The organism is Paraburkholderia sp. GAS42 (genome assembly GCF_050436565.1).
In the GTDB taxonomy this organism is placed as follows: domain Bacteria; phylum Pseudomonadota; class Gammaproteobacteria; order Burkholderiales; family Burkholderiaceae; genus Paraburkholderia.
Map to the genome: position 1 here is coordinate 123,335 of NZ_JBNDML010000001.1, position 25,085 is coordinate 148,419.

The 25,085-nt window shown below is 64.0% G+C and carries 23 protein-coding genes; 3 read left to right on the top strand and 20 right to left on the bottom strand.

Annotation, left to right across the window (positions count from 1 at the left end; genetic code table 11):
- Positions 1 to 10: 10 nt before the first annotated feature.
- From P3T16_RS00605 to flhD, 19 genes are all read right to left on the bottom strand, one after another.
- A complete protein-coding gene (locus P3T16_RS00605) occupies positions 11 to 880 on the bottom strand; it encodes a MinD/ParA family protein (RefSeq protein ID WP_429340791.1) in 870 nt (289 codons plus the stop codon).
- Positions 873 to 2,951, bottom strand: a complete 2,079-nt coding sequence (flhF, locus tag P3T16_RS00610) for a flagellar biosynthesis protein FlhF (RefSeq protein WP_429340792.1) — start codon at positions 2,949 to 2,951, stop codon at positions 873 to 875. Before flhF ends, P3T16_RS00605 begins: the two co-directional genes overlap by 8 nt.
- A 144-nt stretch (positions 2,952 to 3,095) precedes the next feature.
- Positions 3,096 to 5,198 (bottom strand): flagellar biosynthesis protein FlhA, encoded by a 2,103-nt coding sequence (gene flhA / locus P3T16_RS00615; protein ID WP_429340793.1) that lies wholly within the window; start codon positions 5,196 to 5,198, stop codon positions 3,096 to 3,098.
- Positions 5,195 to 6,403 (bottom strand): flagellar biosynthesis protein FlhB, encoded by a 1,209-nt coding sequence (gene flhB, locus P3T16_RS00620; RefSeq protein WP_429340794.1) that lies wholly within the window; start codon positions 6,401 to 6,403, stop codon positions 5,195 to 5,197. Before flhB ends, flhA begins: the two co-directional genes overlap by 4 nt.
- A gap of 207 nt (positions 6,404 to 6,610) precedes the next feature.
- Positions 6,611 to 7,867, bottom strand: coding sequence for a DUF3443 family protein (locus P3T16_RS00625; protein WP_429340795.1), 1,257 nt, complete (start codon positions 7,865 to 7,867; stop codon positions 6,611 to 6,613).
- 25 nt (positions 7,868 to 7,892) lie between these two features.
- On the bottom strand, positions 7,893 to 8,441 hold the full coding sequence (locus P3T16_RS00630) for a DUF2844 domain-containing protein (RefSeq protein ID WP_429340796.1): 549 nt from the start codon (positions 8,439 to 8,441) through the stop codon (positions 7,893 to 7,895).
- A gap of 220 nt (positions 8,442 to 8,661) precedes the next feature.
- The gene (gene cheZ, locus P3T16_RS00635) at positions 8,662 to 9,378 is read right to left on the bottom strand and encodes a protein phosphatase CheZ (RefSeq protein ID WP_429340797.1); all 717 of its coding nucleotides are present in this window, start codon (positions 9,376 to 9,378) and stop codon (positions 8,662 to 8,664) included.
- A 2-nt stretch (positions 9,379 to 9,380) separates the two neighbouring features.
- Positions 9,381 to 9,776, bottom strand: coding sequence for a chemotaxis response regulator CheY (gene cheY, locus P3T16_RS00640; protein WP_090535160.1), 396 nt, complete (start codon positions 9,774 to 9,776; stop codon positions 9,381 to 9,383).
- A gap of 70 nt (positions 9,777 to 9,846) precedes the next feature.
- Complete coding sequence (locus P3T16_RS00645) at positions 9,847 to 10,932, bottom strand: protein-glutamate methylesterase/protein-glutamine glutaminase (RefSeq protein WP_429340798.1); 1,086 nt, start codon at positions 10,930 to 10,932, stop codon at positions 9,847 to 9,849.
- Between the two features lie 5 nt (positions 10,933 to 10,937).
- The gene (gene cheD / locus P3T16_RS00650) at positions 10,938 to 11,735 is read right to left on the bottom strand and encodes a chemoreceptor glutamine deamidase CheD (protein ID WP_429340799.1); all 798 of its coding nucleotides are present in this window, start codon (positions 11,733 to 11,735) and stop codon (positions 10,938 to 10,940) included.
- Positions 11,732 to 12,685, bottom strand: a complete 954-nt coding sequence (locus tag P3T16_RS00655) for a CheR family methyltransferase (RefSeq protein WP_429340800.1) — start codon at positions 12,683 to 12,685, stop codon at positions 11,732 to 11,734. The genes cheD and P3T16_RS00655 overlap by 4 nt, the downstream gene beginning before the upstream one ends.
- Positions 12,686 to 12,701: 16 nt before the next feature.
- Complete coding sequence (locus tag P3T16_RS00660; RefSeq protein WP_429340801.1) at positions 12,702 to 14,582, bottom strand: methyl-accepting chemotaxis protein; 1,881 nt, start codon at positions 14,580 to 14,582, stop codon at positions 12,702 to 12,704.
- 45 nt (positions 14,583 to 14,627) lie between these two features.
- Positions 14,628 to 15,155, bottom strand: a complete 528-nt coding sequence (locus P3T16_RS00665) for a chemotaxis protein CheW (protein WP_429258326.1) — start codon at positions 15,153 to 15,155, stop codon at positions 14,628 to 14,630.
- A 33-nt stretch (positions 15,156 to 15,188) separates the two neighbouring features.
- On the bottom strand, positions 15,189 to 17,453 hold the full coding sequence (cheA, locus tag P3T16_RS00670; RefSeq protein WP_429340802.1) for a chemotaxis protein CheA: 2,265 nt from the start codon (positions 17,451 to 17,453) through the stop codon (positions 15,189 to 15,191).
- Positions 17,454 to 17,520: 67 nt separating this feature from the next.
- Positions 17,521 to 17,898, bottom strand: a complete 378-nt coding sequence (locus P3T16_RS00675; protein WP_429258328.1) for a response regulator — start codon at positions 17,896 to 17,898, stop codon at positions 17,521 to 17,523.
- Between the two features lie 86 nt (positions 17,899 to 17,984).
- Positions 17,985 to 18,998, bottom strand: a complete 1,014-nt coding sequence (motB, locus tag P3T16_RS00680) for a flagellar motor protein MotB (protein WP_429340803.1) — start codon at positions 18,996 to 18,998, stop codon at positions 17,985 to 17,987.
- Positions 18,999 to 19,010: 12 nt separating this feature from the next.
- Entirely contained in the window at positions 19,011 to 19,871 is an 861-nt protein-coding gene (gene motA, locus P3T16_RS00685; RefSeq protein WP_429258330.1) for a flagellar motor stator protein MotA, read from the bottom strand.
- A gap of 159 nt (positions 19,872 to 20,030) precedes the next feature.
- On the bottom strand, positions 20,031 to 20,594 hold the full coding sequence (gene flhC / locus P3T16_RS00690) for a flagellar transcriptional regulator FlhC (protein ID WP_429340804.1): 564 nt from the start codon (positions 20,592 to 20,594) through the stop codon (positions 20,031 to 20,033).
- A 97-nt stretch (positions 20,595 to 20,691) separates the two neighbouring features.
- Complete coding sequence (gene flhD / locus P3T16_RS00695) at positions 20,692 to 21,012, bottom strand: flagellar transcriptional regulator FlhD (protein ID WP_429258332.1); 321 nt, start codon at positions 21,010 to 21,012, stop codon at positions 20,692 to 20,694.
- 627 nt (positions 21,013 to 21,639) lie between these two features.
- Here flhD and P3T16_RS00700 point away from each other — a divergent pair.
- The gene (locus P3T16_RS00700; RefSeq protein WP_429340805.1) at positions 21,640 to 22,704 is read left to right on the top strand and encodes a glycosyltransferase family 4 protein; all 1,065 of its coding nucleotides are present in this window, start codon (positions 21,640 to 21,642) and stop codon (positions 22,702 to 22,704) included.
- A 204-nt stretch (positions 22,705 to 22,908) separates the two neighbouring features.
- On the opposite strand, the gene P3T16_RS00705 is transcribed toward P3T16_RS00700, so the two are convergent.
- The gene (locus P3T16_RS00705; RefSeq protein ID WP_429258334.1) at positions 22,909 to 23,208 is read right to left on the bottom strand and encodes an H-NS histone family protein; all 300 of its coding nucleotides are present in this window, start codon (positions 23,206 to 23,208) and stop codon (positions 22,909 to 22,911) included.
- 288 nt (positions 23,209 to 23,496) lie between these two features.
- On the opposite strand from P3T16_RS00705, the gene aqpZ reads away from it, so the two are divergent.
- Both aqpZ and P3T16_RS00715 read left to right on the top strand, forming a co-directional pair.
- Positions 23,497 to 24,237, top strand: coding sequence for an aquaporin Z (gene aqpZ, locus P3T16_RS00710; RefSeq protein WP_429340806.1), 741 nt, complete (start codon positions 23,497 to 23,499; stop codon positions 24,235 to 24,237).
- A gap of 350 nt (positions 24,238 to 24,587) precedes the next feature.
- The gene (locus P3T16_RS00715; RefSeq protein ID WP_429340807.1) at positions 24,588 to 24,911 is read left to right on the top strand and encodes a PXPV repeat protein; all 324 of its coding nucleotides are present in this window, start codon (positions 24,588 to 24,590) and stop codon (positions 24,909 to 24,911) included.
- Positions 24,912 to 25,085: the final 174 nt, after the last annotated feature.

Below are 25,085 nucleotides of genomic sequence, written 5' to 3' on the forward strand. Positions count from 1 at the left end.
GCTCCGCCTCTCAGGCGTGCTGCGCAGACGGTTGGTCGGCGTGTTTCGCCGCTGTTACTGTCGCGGAGGCCACTCCGGGCGTCCGTGACGACATCGCTGGCCGCATCGGCCAGTACTGCAGTTCGGCAGCGACATGCCGGTAGTCGCGCGCAGCCGGTGTCGACGGAAACGCATCGACGACACACCGCGACAACGCCATGGCCCGTGCCATCCGCACATCGGCCGTGATGCAACCGGCTTCTTCCAGCGCAACCGTCAGATACCGCCCCGCCACGCCCGCCAGATTCTCGAACGCGATACGCGCGTCCGCCGCGCTCTGAACGTGATTCACGAGCACGCGAAACTGCGGGATCGCGTGCGCGAAATGCAAACGCTTCATGCACGCGTACGCGTCGGTAATTGCCTGCGCGTCAATGCGCGTGACGATCACCACGTCGTTCGCCTGCATCGCAAGCGCCGAAAGCGCGCCATCACGATCGAGTTCCGCGTCGATCAGCACGACGTCGGCCGGTCCTGTGAGCAGAACGGCAAGCTGTTCCGGCGTGCAGCCTTCACGATTTCCACGCGATGCGACCAGCACGCCAAACCCAAGCGCGTGCCGGCCGACGGCTTCTGTCAGCGCCATCTCGCCGCGCACGACCGCCGTAAAGTTGCCCGCGCCGCGCACACCGCCGAGCATCCCGTTCACCGAGTTCTTGCCAAAGCGCTCGTCGATCACCAGCACATCCCTGCCCAGTTCGGACAGCGCGGCCGCGAGGTTCACGACCGTGGTCGTGCATCCCACACCGGGCGAACCGCCCGTTACCGCCACCACGCGCGAACCGGACCGGCTGAGCAGACGTCGCAAGCCTTCCGCCTGATCGAGCACAAACTTATCCAAAGCGAACCTCGTGCAGATCGGCCGTCGAACGCGCCGACAGCGCCGACAGCAGCGCCGGAATATCGTCGTCGTGCGGCACGAACGGCGAGCCGTCGCGCGGAATACAGAACGCACTCTTGATCAGGAATTTCTTCGTGGCGACGTAGAGGTTCTCCGGCACCTTCTGGCCGGTCGACACGTAGTGCACCGGCAGCTTGTAGCGGATCACCGTGTCCAGCACGCTGCCGAGGTTGGTCGCCTCGTCGAGCTTGGTCAGGATGCAGCCGGCGAGCGCCTGGTTATTCGGCGATCTCTGATACGCCTGGACGACTTCATTGAGCGTGTCGCCGTGGCTTGTCGCGTTCAGCAGCAGCAAACGCTGCACCGGCTGGCCCGTTCCGCACAGCATGGCGATCTGGTCCGACACCGAACGGTCGCGCTGGCTCATGCCGATCGTGTCGATCAGGACGATGTGCTTGTTGCGCAGTTCGGTAAGCGCGAGTTGCAGGTCCGCGCCGTCTTTCACGGCATGCACGGAGACGCCGAGGATCTTGCCGAAAATGCGCAGCTGTTCGTGGCCGCCAATCCGGTAGCTGTCGGTCGTCAGCAGCGCGACCTTGCTCGCGCCGAAGCGCATCACACAGCGCGCGGCGAGCTTCGCGGTCGTGGTCGTCTTGCCGACGCCCGTCGGGCCCATCAGCGCGAACACGCCGCCGCGCTCCATCAGCGCGTCTTCGTTTTCCATCACCGGCAGGTTCGAGCCGAGCACCGAGTGAACCCACTCCATGCCGGCTTCCATGCTGTCGACCCGCGGCAGGTTCTCGACCATCATCTTCACCAGTTGCGCGGAGAAACCCGCGGCGAACAGGTGCTTGGTCAGTGCTGCGTGCGTCGGGCTGCGGCGCTGATGGTCGGCCCACAGAAGGCCGGTGAACTGCTCTTCCATCATGCCGCGCATCGACGCAAGTTCGTTCATGACCGTCTCGTTGACGATCTGCTCCATGCGCGCCTTGATGCCCTCGGTGATGGCAGCAGCGGCGCTGGCGGGCAAGCCGGCAAGCGGGTTCGCCGCGCCCTTGACGTCGGCCTGCACGGCCGGCGCGACGCGCTGCGCGGCGCGGCGAGCGGCGAGTTCGGCCGCTTCGCGCGCCCATTCGGGCGTCGCCGGATCGTCGATCGTCGCCGGGATTTCGACCGGCGTGCCCAGACCGCGCGCCATGGCGGCGGCCGGTGTCATCACCGGCTTCGTCGTGTGCACCACATCCTGCGCCGCAATACGGCGCGCATGATCGATCAGCCAGGGATTCGTTTCGACCATCGAGCGTTGACGCGCCGGCGTCTCGGCGATAGCCGGCGGCGGCATCATGGCGGGCGGCGGGGTGGACGCATCGGAGCGCACTTCGATCCGGTTGTCCGGACGACCTTGCGGACGACCCTCCGCACGCCCATCCAGACGGCTTTCGCTCCGCGCTTCGGAACGGATCTCGACGCGCGCGTCATCGGATGTACGCGGGCTGGATGCTGCGGCGCCCGTGTTGCCTGTCGATGTGCTGGTTTCGTGCAATTCCGCTTCGGTGCTGCCCGTTGCCGCGCGCTCCGTGCCCGAGCCGGCTTCCGGGCTCGCGCCGAACACAGACGAGAAAACATCAGGCATGCCGCTGGCGTACGGATTGACCGACATCGACGGCATCGACGCCGCCGAACGCGCGGCCGGCGCACCGCTGAAGCCCGTGCTCATCGTTACGTTGCTGGTCGCGCCGAAGCCGCTGCCCATGCCCGCGCTCGTGCCTGCCAGGCTACCTGCGCTGAAGCCCGTGCTCGCGCCGGTATTTCCATTGCCACTATTCAGTCCACTGCCGATATTGCCGTTACCACTGTTACCACCACCGAGAGTCGGCCCGAAACCGGCGCCATCGGCACCCTGTTGCGCAGGCGAAATTGCGGCGAGATCGCTATCGGCGAGCGCGACGATTTCGACGGTGCCGTCTTCAATGGTGCGATTCGACAACACGACTGCATCGGAGCCCAGTGCTTCACGAACGAGACGCAGCGCGTCACGACTCGTTGCGCCGACAAATTTACGAATGTTCAAGCTTGACTCCCCGATGAGCTTCACGGACCGGCAACATACCGCTTCCCATTGAGAGCGATTATTGCGAAATAAGTCCAGCGGCCATCGGTGGATAAAGACCGGGAAAGGCAGGCAATTCGCGCATTAGGTGCGTGGCATGGGGAATCAACCCTGCGCGCCGATCACATTCGCGACACGCACATGCCGCGTATCGGGCACTTCCGCGTAAGACAGCACCTTCAGCTGGGGCAGACTGCGGCGCAGGAAGCGCGCGAGCATCGCACGCAGCGAATGCTGCACGAGCAGCACCGGCGCGAGGCCCAGATGCTGCTGACGCGTCATCGCCTTCTGCACTTCCGTCAGCAGCGTATGCGCGAGACCTGGCTCGAGGCCCGGATTCGCGCCGGTCGCAAGCGCCTGTGACAGCACACGTTCGAGGTTGGCGTCGAGGCCCATCACCTGCATGTCGCCGGAGCCGGGGAACCACTGCTGCGTGATCGCGCGACCCAGCGCGAGACGCACTGCCGCGGTGAGATCGTGCGCATCCGTGATCTTTGGCGCGTGTTCGGCAAGCGATTCGAGAATCGTGCGCAGGTCGCGGATCGGCACGCCTTCTTCCAGCAGGTTCTGCAGCACCTTTTGCAGCGTCGTGAGCGGCAGGATTTTGGGCACCAGATCGTCGACGAGCGATGGCGTGTCCTTCTGCATCCGCTCGATCAGCGACTGCACTTCCTGACGGCCGAGCAGTTCCGACGCGTGCGTGACGACCAGGTGATTCAGGTGCGTCGCGACGACCGTGCTCGAATCGACCACCGTGTAGCCGTACACCTGCGCCTGTTCGCGCAGGTTCGTATCGATCCAGATGGCCGGCAGCCCGAAAGCGGGATCCTGCGTTGGCGTGCCCGGCAACGCGGCCGTCACCTGGCCCGGATTGATCGCGAGCCACTGGCCCGGATATGCCTCACCAACACCCACTTCGACGCCCTTCAGCGCAATCCGGTAGCCATTCGGCCTCAATTCGAGGTTGTCCCGGATGTGAATAACCGGCGGCAAAAAGCCGATTTCCTGCGCGAACTTCTTGCGGATGCTCTTGATCCGCTTGAGCAGTTCGCCGTCGGAATTCTTGTCGACGAGCGGAATCAGCCGGTAGCCGACTTCGAGGCCGAGCGTGTCGATCATCGTCACGTCGTCCCAGCTGGCTTCGGTGGCCTCGGTCGACGTGAGCGCGGCCGGCGCGACGTTCACGAGCGCGGCGGCCGTCTTGCTCTGCGACGCGCGCTTTTTCATCGTGCGGCCAAGCTGGATCAGGCCGCCGCCAAGCAGCAGAAACGCGAAGTGCGGCATGCCCGGAATCAGGCCCATCAGCACGAGAATCGCGCCGGTGATCATCAGCACGCGCGGGTTCGTGAAGAGCTGGCCGGTCAGCTGCGTGCCGATGTCTTCGTTGGTCGCGACGCGCGAGACGATCACACCGGCTGCCGTCGAGATCACGAGCGAAGGGATCTGCGCGACGAGGCCGTCGCCGATCGTCAGCAGCGTGTAGACCTTGCCCGCCGATGCGAAGTCCATGCCGTGCTGCACGACACCCACGATCAGGCCGCCGAAGATATTGATCACCATGATCAGCAGGCCGGCAATCGCATCGCCGCGCACGAACTTGCTCGCGCCGTCCATCGAGCCGTAGAACTCGGCTTCCTGCGAGATTTCCGAGCGCCGCTTGCGGGCCTGTTCTTCGTTGATGAGGCCGGCGTTCAGGTCGGCGTCGATCGCCATCTGCTTGCCGGGCATCGCGTCGAGCGTGAAGCGCGCGGACACTTCCGCGATCCGCCCCGCGCCCTTCGTGATCACCATGAAGTTGATGACCATCAGGATGATGAAGACGACGATACCGACCGCGAAATTGCCGCCCACGAGGAAGTGACCGAACGACTCGATCACCTGACCGGCCGCGTCGGGGCCCGTGTGGCCTTCGAGCAGCACGACCCGCGTGGACGCCACGTTCAGCGAAAGACGCAGCAACGTGGAGAACAGCAGCACGCTCGGGAAGGCCGCGAAGTCGAGCGGCTTCATCGTGTACATGCTGACGAGCAGCACCATCACCGAAAGCGCGATGTTGAAGGTGAACAGCAGATCCAGCAGGAACGGCGGCAACGGCAGGATCATCATGCCGAGGATCATGACGATCAGCACCGGACCCGCGAGCGCGCGCAGGTTGGTGCCGCTCAATGCGTCCGGCCGTCGCGAAAGGAACCCTACGCGTGCGTTCATGCTGAGGCTCCCTTGCCTTCGTTTTCATCGCCGAGCGCGTCGGCGGCTTCCTGATCGGCTTCGTCGTCCGCGACGCCGCCCTTGTCGAGGTCGGCGGGCACGTCGAACTCGGTCGGTGCGACCGGTGCCTCGCCGCCTTCGTCCTTGAAACGTTTGAGCTGGTAGACCCACGCCAGCACTTCTGCGACCGCGCCGTACAGCGGGCCCGGAATTTCGCGATTCAGTTCGACGTTGTGATACAGCGCCCGCGCGAGCGGCGGCGCTTCGAGCAGCGGCACGTTGTTCTCGGTGGCCAGCTCGCGGATGCGCGCGGCCACGAGGTTCACGCCCTTCGCAACGACCTTCGGCGCGCGCATCTCACCATCCGTGTACTGCAGCGCGACGGCGAAGTGCGTCGGGTTGGTCACGACGACGTCCGCCTTCGGCACCTCCGACATCATCCGGCGACGCGCAATCGCGCGCTGCTGCTGGCGGATGCGGCCCTTCACGTGCGGATCGCCTTCGTTTTCGCGGTGTTCGCGTTTCACTTCGTCCTTCGTCATGCGCAACTTCTTGTGGTACGTCCAGAGCTGATACGGCACATCGAGCGCGGCGACGAGCGCCATGCCGGCCACGGTCATTCCGCAGCAGACGGCGATCAGATGAACGGCGTTGGCGAACGCTTCGTGCATCGGCTGCATCCCGAGCGCGAGGATTTCGTCGCGATGACTCATGATCGCGGTCGCGCCGATGATGCCGACCACCAGCGTCTTCGCGAACGACAGGCCAAGCTGGATCGGGCCGTTGATCGAAAACATGCGGCCCAGACCGGTGATCGGGTTGAGCCGGCTGAACTTCGGCTCCCAGGATTTCGTCGAGATCAGCCAGCCGCCGAGCGCGAGCGGCGAGAGCAGCGCGGCGACACCCGTCAGCGCGAGGATCGGGAACAGCGCCGACAGGCCTTCGCGACCTGCGACGCCCGCACTGATCAGCATGCGGCGCGTTTCGAAGACGGTCGCGTGGTCGAAGGTGAAGGCCGCGCGCAGCATCGTCTGCATGTGATCGCCGATCGAGCCGGACATCGCCCACGTGCCGAAAAAGCCCGCCGACAGCAGTGCAAAGGTCGAAAGCTCCCGGGAACGCGCAACCTGCCCCTCTTCCCGCGCCTTTTCGATGCGCCGGGGAGTGGCTGATTCGGTTTTTTCGAGGTCGCTATCCTCTGCCAACGCGCTCTCCAGATGATCGGGGCACCCTGCCCTTTTTCAGTGAGAGCGATTATTCCTGCAGAAGTCGAGCAACGATCGACGGATAAGGCCGGGGAAAGGGGGGTATTTCGCGGGATGAAAAGCCCGCGCGGGCGGGCCAGCGCGAAAGAAGCCAGGCAGGGCTCCGGGGCGCGCTGAAGGACTGCGCCCCGGCGCCGCCCCGCCGGATCAGAACGCGATGAACGGTGGCTGGCCGTTGGTTGCCATGCCGAAGAACACGTAGCGGCCAAAGAAGAACGGCAGGCCGAGATCGACCCAGCCTGTCTTGATGCCCTCGCCCGCCACGTCGTTGAAGGCGAAGTTGCTGCCGCCCGCGACCAGCGTCGCCGCGCTGACGACGTTCATGTTGATGTTCGCCGTCGCGCTGCCGGCGCCCTTCACCGTGAAGGGGCGCGTCTGCGCGGTCGGCGGGCAGTAGAAGCCAGGCTGGTTGCTGCCGCAGGCCTGTAGCGTCGTGTCGTTGAAGAAGTAGCCGTTTGAACCCGTATCGAACAGCGCCACTGCCGTCGCGCCGTTGAACGTGCTGCTGGTCAGGTCGCCGGCGCCGTCGGAGAGGAAGGCTTGTGCCGCCCCCAGCGAGTTGTTCGACTGAGTGTTGATGCCGAACACGAGCGTGCCCTGCGCCGACGCCGCACCGGTATTCGGCACCGGCGGTAGCTGGACGATCACCCCGTTGTTGTCGCCGATGAATTGCGGCACCGGATTGGTGACCTGCTGCGGGTTCAGTACCGTCGTCCGCGCGCACGAGTTGCCGGTGCAGGCGTAGTAGTTGCTTGAGGCCTGCGCCGTCGCGCAGGTGTTGCCGCAGTCGTTTAGCATCACGCCTACGCCGAGGATGCCGTTCACGCGCAGATCGTCCACCGTGTTCTCCGGCACGCCCGTGCAGGTTGCCGGCACCGCGTTCGGCATATCGCCGATGATCTGGATCGGCAGATTGGACGCCTGCTTCTGGCCGATGATCACATCGGCGGTACGCACGGTGCCCCAGGTGAAGCCATCGGCGAAGTGCGTGCATTCGGCCAGTTGCTGCGAGCCGTTGACGGTTGTTATCGGCAAGCCCCCCACCGCCGTCAGCGATGGATTGAGCACCGAACTTAAGATCCGCAGCCCGAACGAGGCCGTGTCGAGTTGCACGTGATCGATGACCTGGCAGTTGGCCGTGCTCCCCGGCGCGCAGACCTTCACGCTGACAGTGGCGATGTTGATGACGTTCTTGAGGCCCTTATCAACGGTGATCGCCACGGTGTTCGCCGCACCCGCCGCGATCGGCTGCTGCGTCGGGCCGGCCGGCAGCGAATTGATGCCGCCGTTGCTCGAGTTGCCGCCGTTGTCGCCGCCGCCCCCGCCGCATGCCGCCACGAGCGACACCCCGATGGCCACGGCTGCGACCTGCATCCATCCCTTGAGCTTCGATGTGATTTGCACGCTTCGTCTCCTGGTCATCAAGGGATCACTGGATGTCCTGGCCGCTGACGCCTGCCGGCAGCGCCTTCGGCAGCCACGCGACACCCGCGAACGAGCCCATATGGCCCCCGGAGCGCACGACCAGCGTGTCCTGATTGACCGACGCCACGCCGCGCCGGCCGAGGGTTGCGCGCGCGGCCTTCACGGCGTCGACGTATTGCGGGAAATAGCTGCCGAGCAGCACGGAGAGATCGGGCATCTGCGGCCCCTGCCACGCGATACCGAACACCGTCCCCGACGACGAGACGTACTCGTGCACGACCGTGCCGCTGCCGAACGTCGTATCAACGACGGTGTAGGAAGCTGACGGAGACGAAGCAGCTGGGGAAGATGCCGCCGAAGAGGCGGACGAAGAAGCAGAGCGCGCAACGACCGATGAGCCCTGCACGACGCGGGAAGAAGTGGAAGCGTCCGCGGGCGGCGTCATCGGGCTGGCGCCGAGACCCGCATGGGCGGACCGGACAACGATCAACGTACAGCACAATCCGAGCGACGCCAGTGCAACGGCGCGCGAGAGGCGACTCGATTTCGACATTTCAGGCTCTCCCTGACAGTGGCCACGCGGTTCGCAAAGACGCGAACCGGCAGCTCTGGATCTGGCCAGCCGTTCGCGTAGCGAACCGCGCGCCGGCATCATGTCGTCGTAGTATGCCTGCGGAACCTTTCAAAGAGTCAGTTCTGGCAGAAGGGAATGAAGCGCCACATCAACCGCGCGCATTCCGGGACCGCCGGAATGCCACGCGACGGCGCTCGCATCAAAACCCGAGGCTTGCCAGCAGATCGTCGACCTGCGCCTGATCCTGCACGACGTCGGCCTTGCCTTCCGGGTTGATCTGCGGCCCGTTCAGCAGACCTTCCGGGCTGCCGGTCGGCGACATGGCTTCGGAGGCCACCAGCGCCGCCGCCGTCGCCGCGAACTGTTCGCGCCGCTCCGGTGCGATGTTCTCGACCAGCACGCCGAGCAGCTGCTGCTCGATCAGGTACACGACGTCCATGATCTTCTTGATGACCTGGCCCGTCAGATCCTGGAAATCCTGCGCAAGCATGATTTCGAGCAGCTGCGAACTGGTCGCCGTGGTCGAATCGGGCAGATTCTTCAGGAACGTGCGCGTGTCGCCCATCAGCGCGCGCACTTCCTCGCGCTCAATGGGAGCGGCGTACCACTCGTCCCAGCGCGCCTCGAGGACACTCGCGTCGTGCTGCAGCTGCTCCTGCACCGGCTTCGCGATCTCGATGGCGGTCAGGACGCGTTCGGCGGCCTGCTCCGTCATCGTCACGACGTACTTCAGACGGTCGCGTGCGTCCGGCACGGCTTCCGCTGCGCGCTCGACATGCTTGTCGAGCCCCAGCTCGCGCATCGAGTCGCGCAGGTTGCGCGTCAGTTGCCCGATGCGGGCGAGAATCCGGTCGGTTGCGAGGTCGCTTCCGTCGTCCCGCGTATCGGCGCCTTGCGCGTCGGTCGGCTCATTCACAATCAGCTCCCCGTCTTCGCCATCTTCTCGAGAATCTTGTTGAGTTTCTCGTCGAGCGTCACCGCCGTGAACGGCTTGACCACATAGCCGCTCGCACCGGCCTGCGCCGCCGCGATGATGTTTTCCTTCTTCGATTCCGCCGTCACCATCAGCACCGGCAGGTGCGTCAGGTTCGCGTCGGCGCGAATTTCCTTCAGCATCGCGAGGCCGTCGAGGTTCGGCATGTTCCAGTCGGAAATCACGAAGTCGTAACGGCCGCTACGCAGACGCGAGAGGCCGACTGCGCCATCTTCCGCCTCGTCGACGTTCGAGTAGCCCAGCTCCTTCAGCAGGTTGCGAACGATCCGGCGCATCGTCGGAAAGTCGTCCACCACCAGAATTTTCATTCCCTTATCCATTTCAATTCCCTTTCCCTTGTCTTAGAAGGTGCGGCGAGCGTCCGCCTGTTCGTTCAGTTCCAGGCGGGCATCATACCCGCTGTACGCGGTCGCCCATCGACGCAAGACGGGCCATCACGCGCCGGCTCATGTCGGAAAGCGATGCAATCTCGTCCGCTGCGCCCATCGCAATGGCTTCGCGCGGCATCCCGAACACGATACAGCTCGCCTCATCCTGCGCGAGCGTGTAAGCGCCCGCCTTTTTCATATCCAGCAACCCCGCTGCGCCGTCACGCCCCATGCCGGTCAGGATCACGCCGACGGCGTTCTTGCCCGCATGCTGCGCCGCCGAGCGGAACAACACATCGACCGATGGCCGGTGACGGTTCACCGGCGGCTCGTCGGAGAGATGCGCAATATAGTTCGCACCGCTCCTTGCCAGCAAGAGGTGAGCGTGGCCAGGCGCGATATACGCGTGGCCAGGCAGCACACGTTCACCGTGCTCAGCTTCTTTAACGGTAATACGACATAAACCATTGAGGCGTTGCGCAAAAGATTTTGTAAATCCCGGCGGCATGTGTTGCGCGATCAACACAGCGGGTGCGTCCGGCGGCAGCGGCACGAGCACTTCGCGGATCGCTTCGGTGCCGCCCGTCGACGCGCCGACGATGATCAGCTTTTCCGTCGACAGCAGCGGATTGTTGAAGAGCGGCGCCGGCGCGGCCGGTGCGTGCGCATGCGCACCCGGTTGCGGCGCGGGCGCAGCCTGGCGCACACGGGCGCGGGCGGCGGCGCGAACCTTGTCGGCGAGCTTTTCGGCGTAGTCGAGCATGCCGTCGCGAATGCCGACCTTCGGCTTCGTGACGAAGTCGACTGCGCCGAGTTCGAGCGCGCGCAGCGTGATTTCGTTGCCGCGTTCCGTCAGCGACGACACCATCACAACCGGCATCGGCCGCAGGCGCATCAGCTTTTCGAGGAAGTCGAGGCCGTCCATGCGCGGCATTTCGACGTCGAGCGTCAGGACGTCCGGGTTGTGCTGCTTGATGAGATCACGCGCGACGAGCGGATCCGGCGCGGTCGCGACGACCGTCATGTCCGGCTGCGCGTTGATAATTTCGGTCATCAGGCTACGGATCAGCGCTGAATCGTCGACACACAATACCTTGATTTTCTGCACGGCTGTCACGCCTCCTCTACGGTCCTGGCGTTGTTCTGGTTAGTCAGGCGCGTCGCGCCAGACAGTTCGATGCGCGGCTTCGTCGGTGCGGCGGCTCTCGCGGCGGCAGTCGACACGCCTGCTGTCGCGCCTGCTGCCGGACTGGCGCCGAACAGCTCGATGCGAGGCCTGCCAGCCGGCGACGCAAAGAGTTCGACCCGCTCGCGGGCCCGCGCGAGCCGTTCGGCGCGCGCTTCGGCGGTCTGCCGGGCGAGCGCCTGCTCGCGCTCGGTGACCCCCTGATCCTGCTGCAGACGCAGCTTCTTCACCATCACCTGGCCCGTGCGCGGCATGAACGCGACCTTGCGCGGATGCCCGCCCTGCAGGTCCTCGGCGGTGATGCGGATTTTTTCCAGCGCCAGATAGCGACGCACGAATTCCGAGTTGCGATCGCCGATGTTCATCGTCGTCATGCCGGCGAGCACAGCCGCGCCGCCGAACACCTTCGCTTCGAAGCGCTCGCGCCGGCCGCCGGCCTTGATGAGTTCGTTGATCAGCACTTCCATCGCGTACGCGCCGTAGCGCATCGAATCCGACCCGGCCTGCACGACGTCGGCGCCGTCATCGGGGAGCATGAAGTGGTTCATGCCGCCGATGCCCGCTGTGCGATCCTGGATGCACGCCGCCACGCACGAGCCGAGCACGGTGACGAGCACCATGTCGTCGCCGGTCGTGTAGAACTCGTTCGGCAGCAGCTTGACGCCTGGACGCTGGAAGTGATTGTCGAAGTAGTGATTGGTCGCGATCGGCAGGGTGCTGCTCATACGCTTACCTCGCCCTTCGCCGAAGTCGAAACATGCGACGTCGCTGCACGCGAGGTGCCGCGCGCGCCGCTGACATCGCGCGTGAGTTCGTAGACCGTCTGGCCGCGCAGCCTGAATGCCTGCGTCACGTACGTGAAGTTTTCCGAGTGGCCGGCAAACAGCAGCCCGCCCGGTTTCACGAGCGGCTCGAAGCGCGACAGCACGTGCGACTGCGTCGGTTTGTCAAAATAGATCATCACGTTGCGGCAGAAGATCGCGTCGAACGGCGAGCGCAATGCGTAGTCGCGATCGGTCAGGTTCAGCTGCTCGAAGCGGACCATTGCGCGCACTTCCGGACGCACCTTCACCATGCCGGCATGCGCGCCGGTGCCTCTCAGGAAGAAGCGCTTCAGCCGTTCCGGCGACAGGTGCTTCACCTGATCGAACTGGTACATGCCGGCTTCGGCCTTCGTGAGCACCTGCGTATCGATGTCGGTGGCGTGCACAGTGGCGCTACGCGCCGCGCTGTCGCCGAGCGCCTCGATCAGCGTCATGGCGATCGAATACGGCTCTTCACCCGTCGACGCCGCCGAACACCACACCGACACCGGCGAACTGCGCTTCTTCACGAAGTCGGCGAGGATCGGAAAGTGATGCGCTTCACGGAAGAACGCCGTGAGGTTCGTGGTCAGCGCGTTCGTGAACGCTTCCCACTCGGCCGGATCGTTTGCCGATTCGAGCATGTCGAGATATGACTTGAAGCTTTCGAGCCCGCGGGCGCGCAGGCGCCGCGCGAGGCGGCTGTACGCCATGTCGCGCTTGTGGTCCGACAGCGAAATGCCCGCGCTGCGGTGGATCAGCTCGCGGATGCGGGCGAAATCCGCCGACGTGAACTCGAAGTCACGTGCCTGGTCGCCGGAGCGACCCGCGTCGGCCCGTTCGGACCGCTGCTCTGCGCGTGTTGCCATCATGCCTGACCGCCATTTCCTAGAACGTTTCCCAGTCGGCGTCGGAGCCGGCTGTGCTGGACGCGGCCGCTGCCGGACGCGCTGCCGGTTCACCAGCGCCTGCTGAGGGTTTTTTCTTCACTGCGGGTTCGGTACGTAGCGCCGCGGATTCCGGCTTCGCAGCCGGTGCTGCTGCGGGTGCCGTGGTGATGTGGGTCTGCGCTTTCGCTGCGTGGGCTGCCGGAGCGGCCGACGCAACGGCCGCCGCCGGTGACACATGCGTTGCAGGCTTCGCGGCCGACGGCATCACCGGCGCGCGTGCGCGCTGCGGTCGCGTCACGCTGCTGCGCTGCTGTTCGTGCATGCCGCCTGTCACCCGCCAGCCGCCGACCACGGTCTGCAACTGGCGCGTCTGCTCTTCGAGCGATGCAGCCGCCGCTGCCGCTTCTTCGACAAGCGCCGCGTTCTGCTGCGTCACTTCGTCCATCTGCACGACGGCGCGGTTGACCTGCTCGATGCCGGTCGACTGCTCTTCCGAAGCCGCGCTGATCTCGCCCATGATGTCGGTCACGCGGCGCACGGCCTGCACGATCTCGTCCATCGTCGTGCCGGCACGGCCCACCAGCACCGAGCCGCTCTGAACCTTGTCGGCCGACGTGCCGATCAGTTCCTTGATTTCCTTCGCCGCGCTCGCGCTGCGTTGCGCGAGGCTGCGCACCTCACCTGCGACGACCGCGAAGCCGCGGCCCTGCTCGCCGGCGCGGGCCGCTTCAACGGCTGCGTTCAGCGCGAGGATGTTGGTCTGGAACGCGATGCCTTCGATCACGCCGATGATGTCGACGACCTTGTTGGAACTCGTCGCGATGTCCTGCATCGTGCTGACAACCTGGCTCACCACGTCGCCGCCGCGCGTCGCGATATCCGACGCGTTGACGGCCAGCTGGCTCGCCTGGCGTGCGTTCTCGGCGTTCTGGCGCACGGTGCCGGTCAGCTGCTCCATGCTCGATGCGGTCTGTTGCAGCGAAGCCGCCTGCTGCTCGGTACGTTGCGACAGATCGGTGTTGCCCATCGCGATTTCGCGCGCGCCGGTGTCGATCGAACCAGTGCTGCTGTGCACGGACTTGACCATCGTCGCGAGGCTGTCCTGCATGTTCCTGATCGCGCTGAAGAGACGGCCGATTTCGTTGGTGCTGAACACCTCGATCGGCTGCGTCAGGTCGCCCGAAGCAATGCGCTCGAACGCAACGACCGCGTCGTTGAGCGGCTGCACGATCAGGCCGCGCAGTGCGAAGCGGATCAGCACAACCATCACGAGCGCCAGCACCGTGACGCCGATGATGAGCGCCGTCATCGTCGAGATGTTCGCCTGCGACGCTTCCTGGCCGTCGACGGCGCTCTGCTGCAGCGCCTTCAGGACCGGCACGGCCGCGTTGTCGTACGCGACGAACATCGGGCTGATCTTCATGTCCGCAATGGCGTGATAACCGGCGAGGTCGCCGGCGCGCAGCGCGGCGAATTCCGGATCCACGCCGTCGCGCATCACGGCCGCGCGACGGGCGAGCAGGTCGTCGAGCAGGGCTGCGTCGACGCCGTTCTTCGGTGCGGCGAGATACGCCTGCCACGCGTCGTTCGACTTGTTGAGCAGTTCCTGCGCGCGCTCGAAGATCTTCTTCGCGTCGTCCGTATTGCCGGCTGCCGTCACCGCGTCGAAGCGGTTAAGCGTAATGCGCGAGCGCAACATGAACGCCGACGCGTCGTCGAGCGCGTGGATCGCGACCAGATCGCCACGCGCGATCGAGTCAAGCGACTGGCTCGCGCGGTTCAGCGCCGCCAGTCCAAGTCCGCCGACCACCACGGTCAGCGCAACCAGAACGACGCCCACCGCTGTCAGCGAGGTGCGGATCGACCACTTGCCCAGCATCGTCATTTCTCCCGTTTACCTGTCTACATATCCGCGCCGCAGCGCTTATTTACCGAGCGCTTCGATCAGTGCCATTTCCCGGCTGGTCATCAGCTTTTCGATGTCCATCAGGATCAGCATGCGGCCGTCGACCGTGCCGAGGCCGGTCAGATACTCCGTGGTCAGCGTCGCGCCGAATTCCGGTGCGGGCATGATCTGGTCGGTCGCGAGCGTCAGCACGTCGGACACACCATCGACCACCATCCCGACCACGCGATGCGCGACATTCAGGATGATCACGACGGTCTGATGGTCATACTCGACGCGGCCAAGGTGAAACTTGATGCGCATGTCGACGATCGGCACGATGATGCCGCGCAGGTTGATCACGCCCTTGATGAACTCGGGCGCGTTCGCGATGCGCGTGACGTTGTCGTAGCCGCGGATTTCCTGCACTTTCAGGATGTCGATGCCGTATTCTTCCGCGCCGAGCGTGAAGACCAGGAATTCCTGCCCGCCGGCGTCGGCCTGCCCTGCATCGCGGCGGCCGTTCGCGCCGCTCACGGTCGAATTGATGGATTGGACTTCTGCCACGTTAGCCCCCAAACGGTTGGGTGAGTTGATAGGTTAAGAAAGGGTGTTCAGGGCACCGTGCGCTGCACGGTTTTCGCGGTTCAGCGCCGCGACGTCCACGATCAGCGCGACACTGCCGTCGCCGAGAATGGTCGCGGCGGAAATGCCGTGCACCTTGCGGTAATTCGTTTCGAGGTTCTTCACCACGACCTGCTGCTGGCCGACCAGTTCGTCGATCAGCATCGCAAAGCGCCGTCCTTCAGTCTGCATGATCGTGACGATGCCCTGCGTCGGGTCGACCTTCGCTTCGTCGACGGAAAATATTTCGTGAAGCGCGACGAGCGGCAGATATTCGCCACGCACGCGCACCACGCGTTCGCCCGCGGCGACGCTGTAGATGTCTTCGGCCTTCGGCTGGAGCGACTCCATCACGAAGTTGAGCGGCAGGATGAAAATCTCGCTGCCCACCTTCACCGACATGCCGTCGAGAATCGCCAGCGTGAGCGGCAACACAATCCGTGTCGTGCTGCCTTTACCCGCGTGCGACGTGATCTCGACGTGACCGCCCATCGACTGGATGTTCCGCTTCACCACATCCATGCCGACGCCGCGGCCGGAGACGTCGGTGACCTGCTCGGCGGTCGAGAAGCCCGGCAGGAAGATCAGGTTCCAGACCTCTTCGTCGGTCATGGTTTCGCTGACCTGCATGCCCTGCTTCGCGGCCTTCGCGAGGATCTTGTCGCGACGCAGGCCGGCGCCGTCGTCACTGACTTCGATCACGATGTTGCCGCCGTGATGCGCAGCCGACAGCACCAGCTGACCGGTCGAATCCTTGCCTGCCGCACGACGCGCTTCCACCGTCTCGATGCCGTGATCGAGACTGTTGCGCACGAGGTGGGTCAGCGGATCGATGATGCGTTCGATGAGGCTCTTGTCGAGTTCGGTCGCCTGACCGAAGGTGACGAGTTCCACTTCCTTGCCAAGCTTCGCCGCGAGATCGCGCACGAGGCGCGGGAAGCGGCTGAACACGTAATCCATCGGCATCATGCGGATCGACATCACCGCTTCCTGCAGATCGCGCGCATTGCGCTCGAGCTGCGCCATGCCGTTGAAGAGGCGGTCGTGCAACGCCGGGTCGAAGGTGCTGGTGGTCTCTGCCAGCATGGCCTGCGTGATCACCAGTTCACCGACGAGGTTGATCAGCTGGTCTACCTTTTCGACGCCGACGCGGATCGAACTGCCTTCCGCGCCGTTGGCCGCCGCCGGACGGGCGGCTGCCTTGCGTTCTGCTTCGGTACCGCCTGCCGGCGCCGGCGCCGCAGCAACAGCCGGTGCAACGGCGGCTGCTGCGGGCGCCACAAACGCGGGCGCCGCTGCTGCCGGCTCCGCGCCATCTGCCACGTTCGACACGGCGGCGGCCGGCGCCCCCGCGCCTCCGTCTGCCGTGCTTTCTGCGTCCACCGGATTCGGAGCTGCAGCCGTGGGCGCTCCAGGTTCGCCCTGCTGCGACTCGTCCACCGGCGCTGCGCCGCGGCCGATTTCGATCTGACTGTCGTCAATCACGAAACAGCACACAGCGACGATGTCGTCGGACGACACATCGGATTCGAGCCACAGCGTCAAGTCGCCGCCTGTCTTCACCTGTCCGACGATATGCCCCAGGTTGCCGAGTTCTTCCGTCAGCAGTTCCTGGTCCTTCTCACCTACGCCCCGTAGCGTAATCTTCAGATGCGGGCCGCCCGCATTGGCGGCGGCCGGTGCAGCAGCTGCTGCGCTATCCGACTTTTCTCCCACTTCCTGCACGGCCTGGTCGACCACATGCTCAGGCGGCCGCGTGCCCTGCGACGCTTCAACCAGCGCCGGCGCCTGCACCGGAGCCGCTGCTGGCGCTGCGGCCGGCGGCGTCGCGCCTGCCGGCAGCACGCCGCGGCTTTCGTTATAGAGGTATTCGAGACGCGCGCAGATCGCCTTCGCGATCGCCGCGTCCGGCTCGGCGCTTGCGCGGTAGTCCGCGAGCTGGCCCGACAGCACGTCCTTCGTTTCGAGGAACGTGTCGATCATGTCCTTGCGCAGCACGAGTTCGTTATTGCGTGCGCGGTCGAGCAGCGATTCGAGAATGTGGGTCGTTTCGGTGAGCGCGGTAAAGCCGAAGGTCGCCGCGCCGCCCTTGATCGAGTGCGCCGCGCGGAAAATCGCCGCGAGGTCTTCAGGATCCGGATGGCCGATGTCGAGATTGAGCAGCAGCTGCTCCATCTGCGCGAGCAGTTCGTCCGCTTCGTCGAAGAACGTCTGATAGAACTGAGTGATGTCGAGTGTCATGCCTGGGTCACCGCGAGAGATCCTGTCTGGGCTGGGCTGTGTCTTGTTTCGCTTTGTCCGTCGCCGCTCAGACGTTGCTGGGTACGGCGAGCGCCGCGACCAGCTCGGTCAGCATGTCGGGGTCGAGCGGCTTTTCGATCCAGCCGGTCGCGCCTGCGTCGCGCGCCGCCGCCTTGAATGCATCGCCCGATTCGGTCGTCAGCACAAGGATCGGCGTTGTCTGATACGCCGGGTTGCCGCGCAGCGCTGCAATCAGATCGAGGCCGCTACGGCCCGGCATATGCTGGTCCGTCAGCACGAGGTCGAACGGCATGGCCAGCGCGTTCTCGAACCCTGCTTCGCCGTCGGCCGCGAGCGTCACCTGATAGCCGGCCGCCGTCAGCGTTGCGGAGAGAATCTCCCGCATCGCTGCCGAATCGTCGATTGCCAGAATGTGCCTGATCATGAAAACCTCGTTGCGCTTCTTGTGGGCTGTCCGGCCTGCCGCGCCGCCCCGGCGCGAAAGCGGGCCAGACAACCGCCTTTACTTCGTTACTGCGTCGCCGCTACCGGCGCCGTCCTGGGTGCAACCGTCACCGGCTGCGCAATCTTCTGCAAGAGCGGCTGCTTCGAGGAGCCCGCTGCATCCGACGAAAGCGTCGTGGTCGTCGTGTCGTCGCGCATCAACGCTTCTTCTGACTTCTTGTTCAGCACGATGATGCTGATCCGGCGGTTTTCCGGGTCGAGCGGATCGGCCTTGTTCAGGTTCTGCGTCGACGCGAGACCGAGCACGCGCAGCACCTTTGCTTCATCCATGCCGCCTGAGATCAGTTCGCGACGCGACGCATTCGCGCGGTCCGCCGACAGTTCCCAGTTGCTGTAGCCCTTCTCGCCGCCGGCGTACTGCACGGCGTCGGTGTGACCCTGCACGACGATGCGGTTCGGCACGTCGTTCAGCGTCTTGCCGATTTCGCGCAGGATGTCGCGCATGTACGGCTCGACAATGTCCCGGGCGGTGGCGAACATCGGCCGCTTCTGCGAATCGACGATCTCGATGCGCAGACCCGTCAGCGTCGAATCGATGCGGATCTGCTGCTTGAACTGGCGCAGCACCGGGTTGGCTTCGATCGCGGCCATCAGTTTCACCTGCAGGTCATGCAGACGAACCTGCTCGCGACGTTCCAGCGAACCCTGCATCTCCTTGACCGACTCTTCGTCGTTATGCGCGGCCGTTTTCTCGGCGCGCGCCGTTGAACCGTCGCTCTGGCGCGTGATGCCCTGCTGGTCGGTGGAGATGTCGCGGCCGCCGCCTTTCAGGATGCTCGAGTCTTCGGCGCTGCGATCGCCGCCCAGCAGCGACACCTTGAGCGGCTGGTTGAAGTACTCGGCGATCCCGCGCAGCTGCACCGTCGATGCGGAGCTCAAGAGCCACATCAACAGGAAGAACGCCATCATCGCGGTCATGAAGTCGGCGTACGCGAGCTTCCAGGCGCCGCCGTGATGGCCGGTCTTCCTGGGCGCCGCGCGCTTGACGACGATAGCGCGGTCCTTGTCCTTGTTGGCCATATCCGGGTCGCCTTACTTCGCCTTCACGCGACGCACGTGTTCTTCCAGTTCGACGAACGACGGGCGTTCGGTCGAGAAGAGCACCTTGCGGCCAAACTCGACGGCGATCGCCGGCGCATATCCATTCAGGCTGGCGAGAATCGTCACCTTGATGCACTGGAACATCTTGGTCGACTCGGTCACGCGCTGTTCAGCGAGACTCGCGAGCGGCCCGATGAGCCCGTACGAAAGCAGAATGCCGAGGAAGGTGCCGACCAGCGCCTGGGCGATCATCTCGCCGAGAATCGCCGGCGGCTTGTCCGCGGACGCCATCGTGTGCACCACGCCCATCACCGCCGCGACAATCCCGAACGCCGGCATCGCGTCGCCGACCTTCATCAGCGCGTGGGCCGGAGCCTCGCCTTCGTGATGGTGCGTTTCGATTTCCTCGTCCATGAGGCTTTCGATTTCGAAGGCGTTCATGTTGCCGCCCACCATCAGACGCAGGTAGTCGGTGAGGAATTCGACGATATGGGGATCCGCCAGGATCTTGGGGTACTGCGTGAAGATCGGGCTTTTCTGCGGATCGTCGATATCGGCTTCGAGCGTCAGCGTGCCTTCCTTGCGCGCTTTCGCGAGCAGCACGTACAGGAGCGCCATCAGCTCCATGTAGACGTCCTTGTTGTATTTGGCGCCTTTGAAGAGCGTCGGTATCACGCGAATCGTGGCCTTGATCGTCTTCACCCCGTTGCCGAGAATGAACGCACCAAGCCCCGCTCCCGCGATCATCAGCACTTCGACGGGCTGCAACAGCGCGCCAAGATGGCCGCCTTCCAGCGCATAGCCGCCGAAGACGGACAACAGCGTTACGAGTGTTCCCACGAAAATCAACACTGCCGAGCCCTCACAAAGAAGCGACGGAGACCGTCGTTAAACTGGTTTACGGCACGCAGACAGAAAACTTTGGGGGAAAAGGGTCCCGCGCGCCCGGTGTAAACCAGATGGGCTCGGGGATGCGCGTCGGTGACGCGCCGGCGACACGTCAACGACGCTTCAGGCGGCGAGAATCGAAGGGTCGGCCGGACGGGCTTTCGCCTCCGCGGCCTTTCTGGTCTTGCCCGCCCGCGACGGCGGCTGGCACAGCCCGCAGACGAAACCCTGCTGCGGATCGTGCGCGTGTGCGACAAAATGGCCGCGGCAGCGCGAACACGGCGTCATCTGCAGCATGCCGGAGTCGAAGAAACGCACCAGCGTCCACGCACGCGTGAGGCTCAGCACGGCCTCCTCCTGCTGCAGCTGGACGTGCTCCATGTAGAGCCGGTAGCTTTTCACGATCGACTGGATCGTGTCGCAACCGCCCTGCAGATTGATGAACCGGTAGATATTGAAGAACAGCGATGAGTGGATATTGGGCTGCCAGGTCATGAACCAGTCGGTCGAGAAAGGCAGCATGCCCTTGGGCGGCGACGCGCCCTTGAGCTCCTTGTAGAGCCTGATGAGCCGGTCGCGCGAGAGGCTGGTTTCCGCCTCGAGGAGCTGCAGCCGCGCACCGAGTTCGATCAGTTCGATCGCCAGGGTGATCTCCCTGACTTCGGTCATCACGCTTTTAGTTGCCATCCGCCCTCGTTCTGTCGTCCTTGCCGGCCCGGGACGGCCGGATCCCCGGGAAGGCCGGCGCCTTGAAGGCCGGCCTCTGATAACAGCGACGCACGCGTCAACCGATCTGCTCGGTCGGCTGGCTCGCCATCAGGATGGCGGAATGGGCCTGGGCGACAACGCCCTGTTTGCCCTTTTCGGCGAGGGACGAAAGAATTGCGTGGTCGTCGAACCGGAAGCGGCAAAGCACCTGGTTCGAAGCGGCCAGCTTGACGGTCTGTGCAAGCGACAGGTTGGCGAGGACATCGGCGAGCTGGTCCGAGATGCCCATGCGGAACATGCCCATGGGTTTGTCCTCGCGGAGAAGACGTTGGGCCAGCAGCAGGTAGGACAGGTTTACTTCTCTGATCTCACTGAGCATTTCGCTAGTGGCGCTCATGATTCCCCCGGTTCGATCTGGCTGGTCAGGCCGTTGCGGAAACGTTTGCTCGATCGCGCGCGCCTACAACGCACGACCGGCCCGTTTATGGTCATTGACATCATTGTGGCGAAAGCACAAGCGTTCTGAAATCGGACAGACCGCCCATTGTTGTGACAGAAACGTCCATTATTTGTGTAGGAATTTTTCCTACACGCTCTGTATCAGTCGGAGTTCTGGCGGGCGCGGCGGGAATTTTCTGGCGCAACGAATGGCGCGCGGGAAGGACTGGGCGCGATGACAGGCTGATTTACCGCGCGTTATACAGTGCGTCGTGCATCGTATGCGGCCTGTTCTGCTGCCCTGCGACATGACTTTCCATCTCGCGGAAGTCATTGTCGGCATTGGGTTTCCCGCACCACAGGAGAAACCGTAACAGCGCTTGTATCGCGCTGTAACAACATTAAGCGTTTGAAAAATAGCTCGAATTGCTGTGGCCGATCCCGATAATGGCCCTTAGGGATAACCCGATCGGCTCGGGCAGCCCTCGCGCGGCGGCCACAAGACGCCACGCAGTCCGTCCGACCCGGCATTCGCCCCGCTCACCCGAGCGCTGTTGTGCGAAGCCGTCTGAACAAGGAGAACCGCATGCGAATCGCACAAATCGCTCCGCTTTACGAAGCTGTCCCGCCGAAATTCTACGGTGGTACCGAGCGTGTTGTCTCTTACCTCACCGAGGCGCTGGTGGACCTTGGCCACGACGTCACGTTGTTCGCGAGCGGCGATTCGGTCACCTCGGCAAATCTCGAAGCATGCTGGCCGCGCGCGCTGCGCCTCGATCCGACCGTGCGCGACGCGATGGCGCCGCACATGCTCATGATGGAACAGGTAAGCCGCGTCGCTGATGAGTTCGACGTGCTGCACTTCCACCTGGACTACCTGCCGTTCCCGCTATTCTCGACGATGGATACACCGTTCGTCACGACGCTGCACGGCCGCCTCGATCTGCCGGAGCTTCAGCCGGTGTTCGACGCGTTTTCGGACGCGCCGGTCGTTTCGATCTCGAATTCGCAGCGTCAGCCGTTGCCGCAGGCGAACTGGCTCAACACCATCTATCACGGCCTGCCGGCGCAGCTGCTGACACCGCAGGCGCACAAGAAGCCTGAATATCTGGCGTTCCTCGGCCGTATCTGCCCCGAGAAGCGCGTCGATACAGCCATCAGGATCGCTGCCCAAAGCGGTCTGCCGCTGAAGATCGCCGCCAAGGTGGACAAGGCCGACCAGGAATACTTCAAGACGGAGATCGAGCCGCTGCTGTCGCAGGCGCACGTCGAATTCGTCGGTGAGATCAACGAGGCGCAGAAGCCCGAGTTCCTTTCGGGTGCGAAGGCGCTGCTGTTCCCGATCGACTGGTCGGAGCCGTTTGGTCTCGTGATGATCGAGGCGATGGCGTGCGGCACGCCGGTGATCGCGTTCAACCGCGGCTCGGTGCCCGAGGTGATCGACCACGGCGTGACCGGCTACGTCTGCGAGGACGTGCAGGGTGCGGTCGCCGCGCTTCAACGCATCGATGAGTTGTCGCGCAGCGAAATCCGCGCGCAGTTCGAACGCCGCTTCAGCGCTGAGACGATGGCGCAGAATTATGTCGATGGATATACGACGCTTCTGGAAGCGACGCGCCGGCCGATGCTGCGCAGGGTGGCGGCTGGCTGACCGGCATCAGCGGTCGATACGCTAATGTGGGATGAATCGTCTATGTGAATCGTTTGCGAAGAGCGCGAATCAGGCGGTTCATTTCCGCATCGACAAAAAGCCGCCTTGAAAGGCGGCTTTTTTATTGGCGTGAACAGACGTATCAAGCAATGGTTTAGCGAGCGCGATTTCCTTCAAAAAGCTTTCGATGTGATGCGGCGATTACTACCCGATCAGAAAGCGCTCGCGGTTCTTTCCCGCGATCCATTTTGGCGGCTTGCCGCGCCCACTCCAGGTACTGCCTGTTTTTGGATCCTGATAGCGCGGCGGCAGCGGCGCCTTTTTGGGCGGCCGGCCGCGCCGGGCGGCGGCGGCGAATCCCAGATCCTGTGCGGTAAGCCCATATTCGACGATCTTGTGACGGATCTCGGCGATCACGTTGACGAGTTCCGTGCGGCGCGCCTCTTCGGCCTGCGCCTGAAGCCGCGCTATCTGAACCTTGAGGTCTGCGTATTGTGATGACATTCTGGTCTCTCCCTTATCGCGGCAATCATTTGGTCGGAGATTAGCTGTAAATAACGAAATTCGCAATGCGCAATAGACCTGCTTATCGGGAAATCATCTGATAATTATTAAGTCTCAAGCGAAGTTAAATTGCATGGATCTTTATCGCGAAATAATCGCGGGCATTTCGTCGGAATTGACAATTCTTGACAACGGCGTCTGGTGCGTTTGCCTAAAATCCGCCACTTGAGCGCGCATTGCGTATTTCGCGATGCCGCAATGGCTGTCGAACTTTAAAGGAATACGCATATGCATTTGTCGCGACGCATCGCTGCCGAGACCTTCGGCACGTTCTGGCTCGTGCTCGGAGGGTGCGGCAGTGCCGTCCTGGCTGCGAGTCTCGCAGGTCCCGAGCAGGGTCTCGGTATTGGCTACGTGGGCGTTTCGCTCGCCTTCGGGCTCACGGTTCTGACGATGGCCTATGCGATTGGCCATATTTCCGGATGCCATCTGAACCCGGCCGTGAGCATCGGCCTCACGGTCGCCGGCCGTTTCCCGGCCCGCGATCTCGTGCCGTACATCGTGGCGCAGGTGATCGGGGCGGTGCTCGGCGCGTTCGTGCTGTCGTTGATCGCGTCAGGCAAACCGGGCTTCGATCTTGTCGCGGGAGGCTTCGCCAGCAACGGATACGACGCGCGTTCGCCGGGCCACTATTCGATGCTCGCAGCGTTTATCTGCGAAGTGGTGATGACCGGCTTCTTCCTGTTTGTGATTCTCGGCGCGACCGACCGGCGTGCACCGGCGGGTTTCGCACCGATCGCCATTGGCCTGTGCCTGACGCTTATCCATCTGATCTCGATTCCGGTCACGAACACGTCAGTCAATCCGGCACGATCGACGGGCCCGGCGCTGTTCGTGGGCGGCGGCGCGGTCGACCAGTTGTGGCTCTTCTGGATCGCACCGGTTCTGGGTGCCGTGATTGCCGGTCTGGTTTATCCGGTCATCGCGCGTGAGCGTGAGGCGGCGCGGAGTGTGGAAGCGTTGAGCTAGACGAGAGACTGGCCGGTGGGCGATGGCGGTCGCGGATGGTGGGGCGTGGCTGGCGGCGCGAAATATTAACGAATGCCACAAGTGTAAGAACGGCTTACTGCCACTCGCGACGCTTCCGCATTTTTCGATCAGCCCAGCCGACGCGACCGCTGCATGGCCGCATCGCACACCGGTTGTGGCGTTACGGCCGGGTTTCACAGGGCGATTTTCATGCGGCGAACCGGCGCTGAAGCCCCGCGCGCGCAGCTGAATCGATGCTTTCACTCGGTAACATCTGGTCGCAGCACGATCGTCCTGCGATGCGTAGATTGAACCTGTGCGACAAACATGTCGCGAGACAGGAGAACAACATGAAGCGCATCGTTACTCATCTGCTTGTTGCTGCGGGCCTTGCGGCCGGGACCTGCGGCATCGCCCAGGCGCACACGGATCTGAGCATCGGACTTTCGCTCGGCGTCCCGGCTCCAGTGTATGTGCGCCCGGCACCGGTCTACGCCGCGCCTCAACCAGTGTATGACCGCCCCGGGTATGACCGTCCGGGCTGGGATCGCGGCGGCTGGCACGAACGTGACCGCGATCGCGGGCCGCAGCGCTGGGACCACGACGACCATGGCCGCGGCGATCGTGGCGGCTGGGACGCCCGTGGCGACCGCGGCTACGGCTGGCATGGTTGATGGATCGCAGCACGCCCGTGACCGAAGTGCGTGAAGTTCGTGCGGACCACGGACTTCGGTCGTTGGTCATCGGGCAGGTGACGCGCTGATATTCGCGCGTCACCTCTTCAGCTGATATTCCGTGTTCGGTACCGCGAGGCAGGTGGCGTGCGGCACGTTGATCGCCAGTCCATC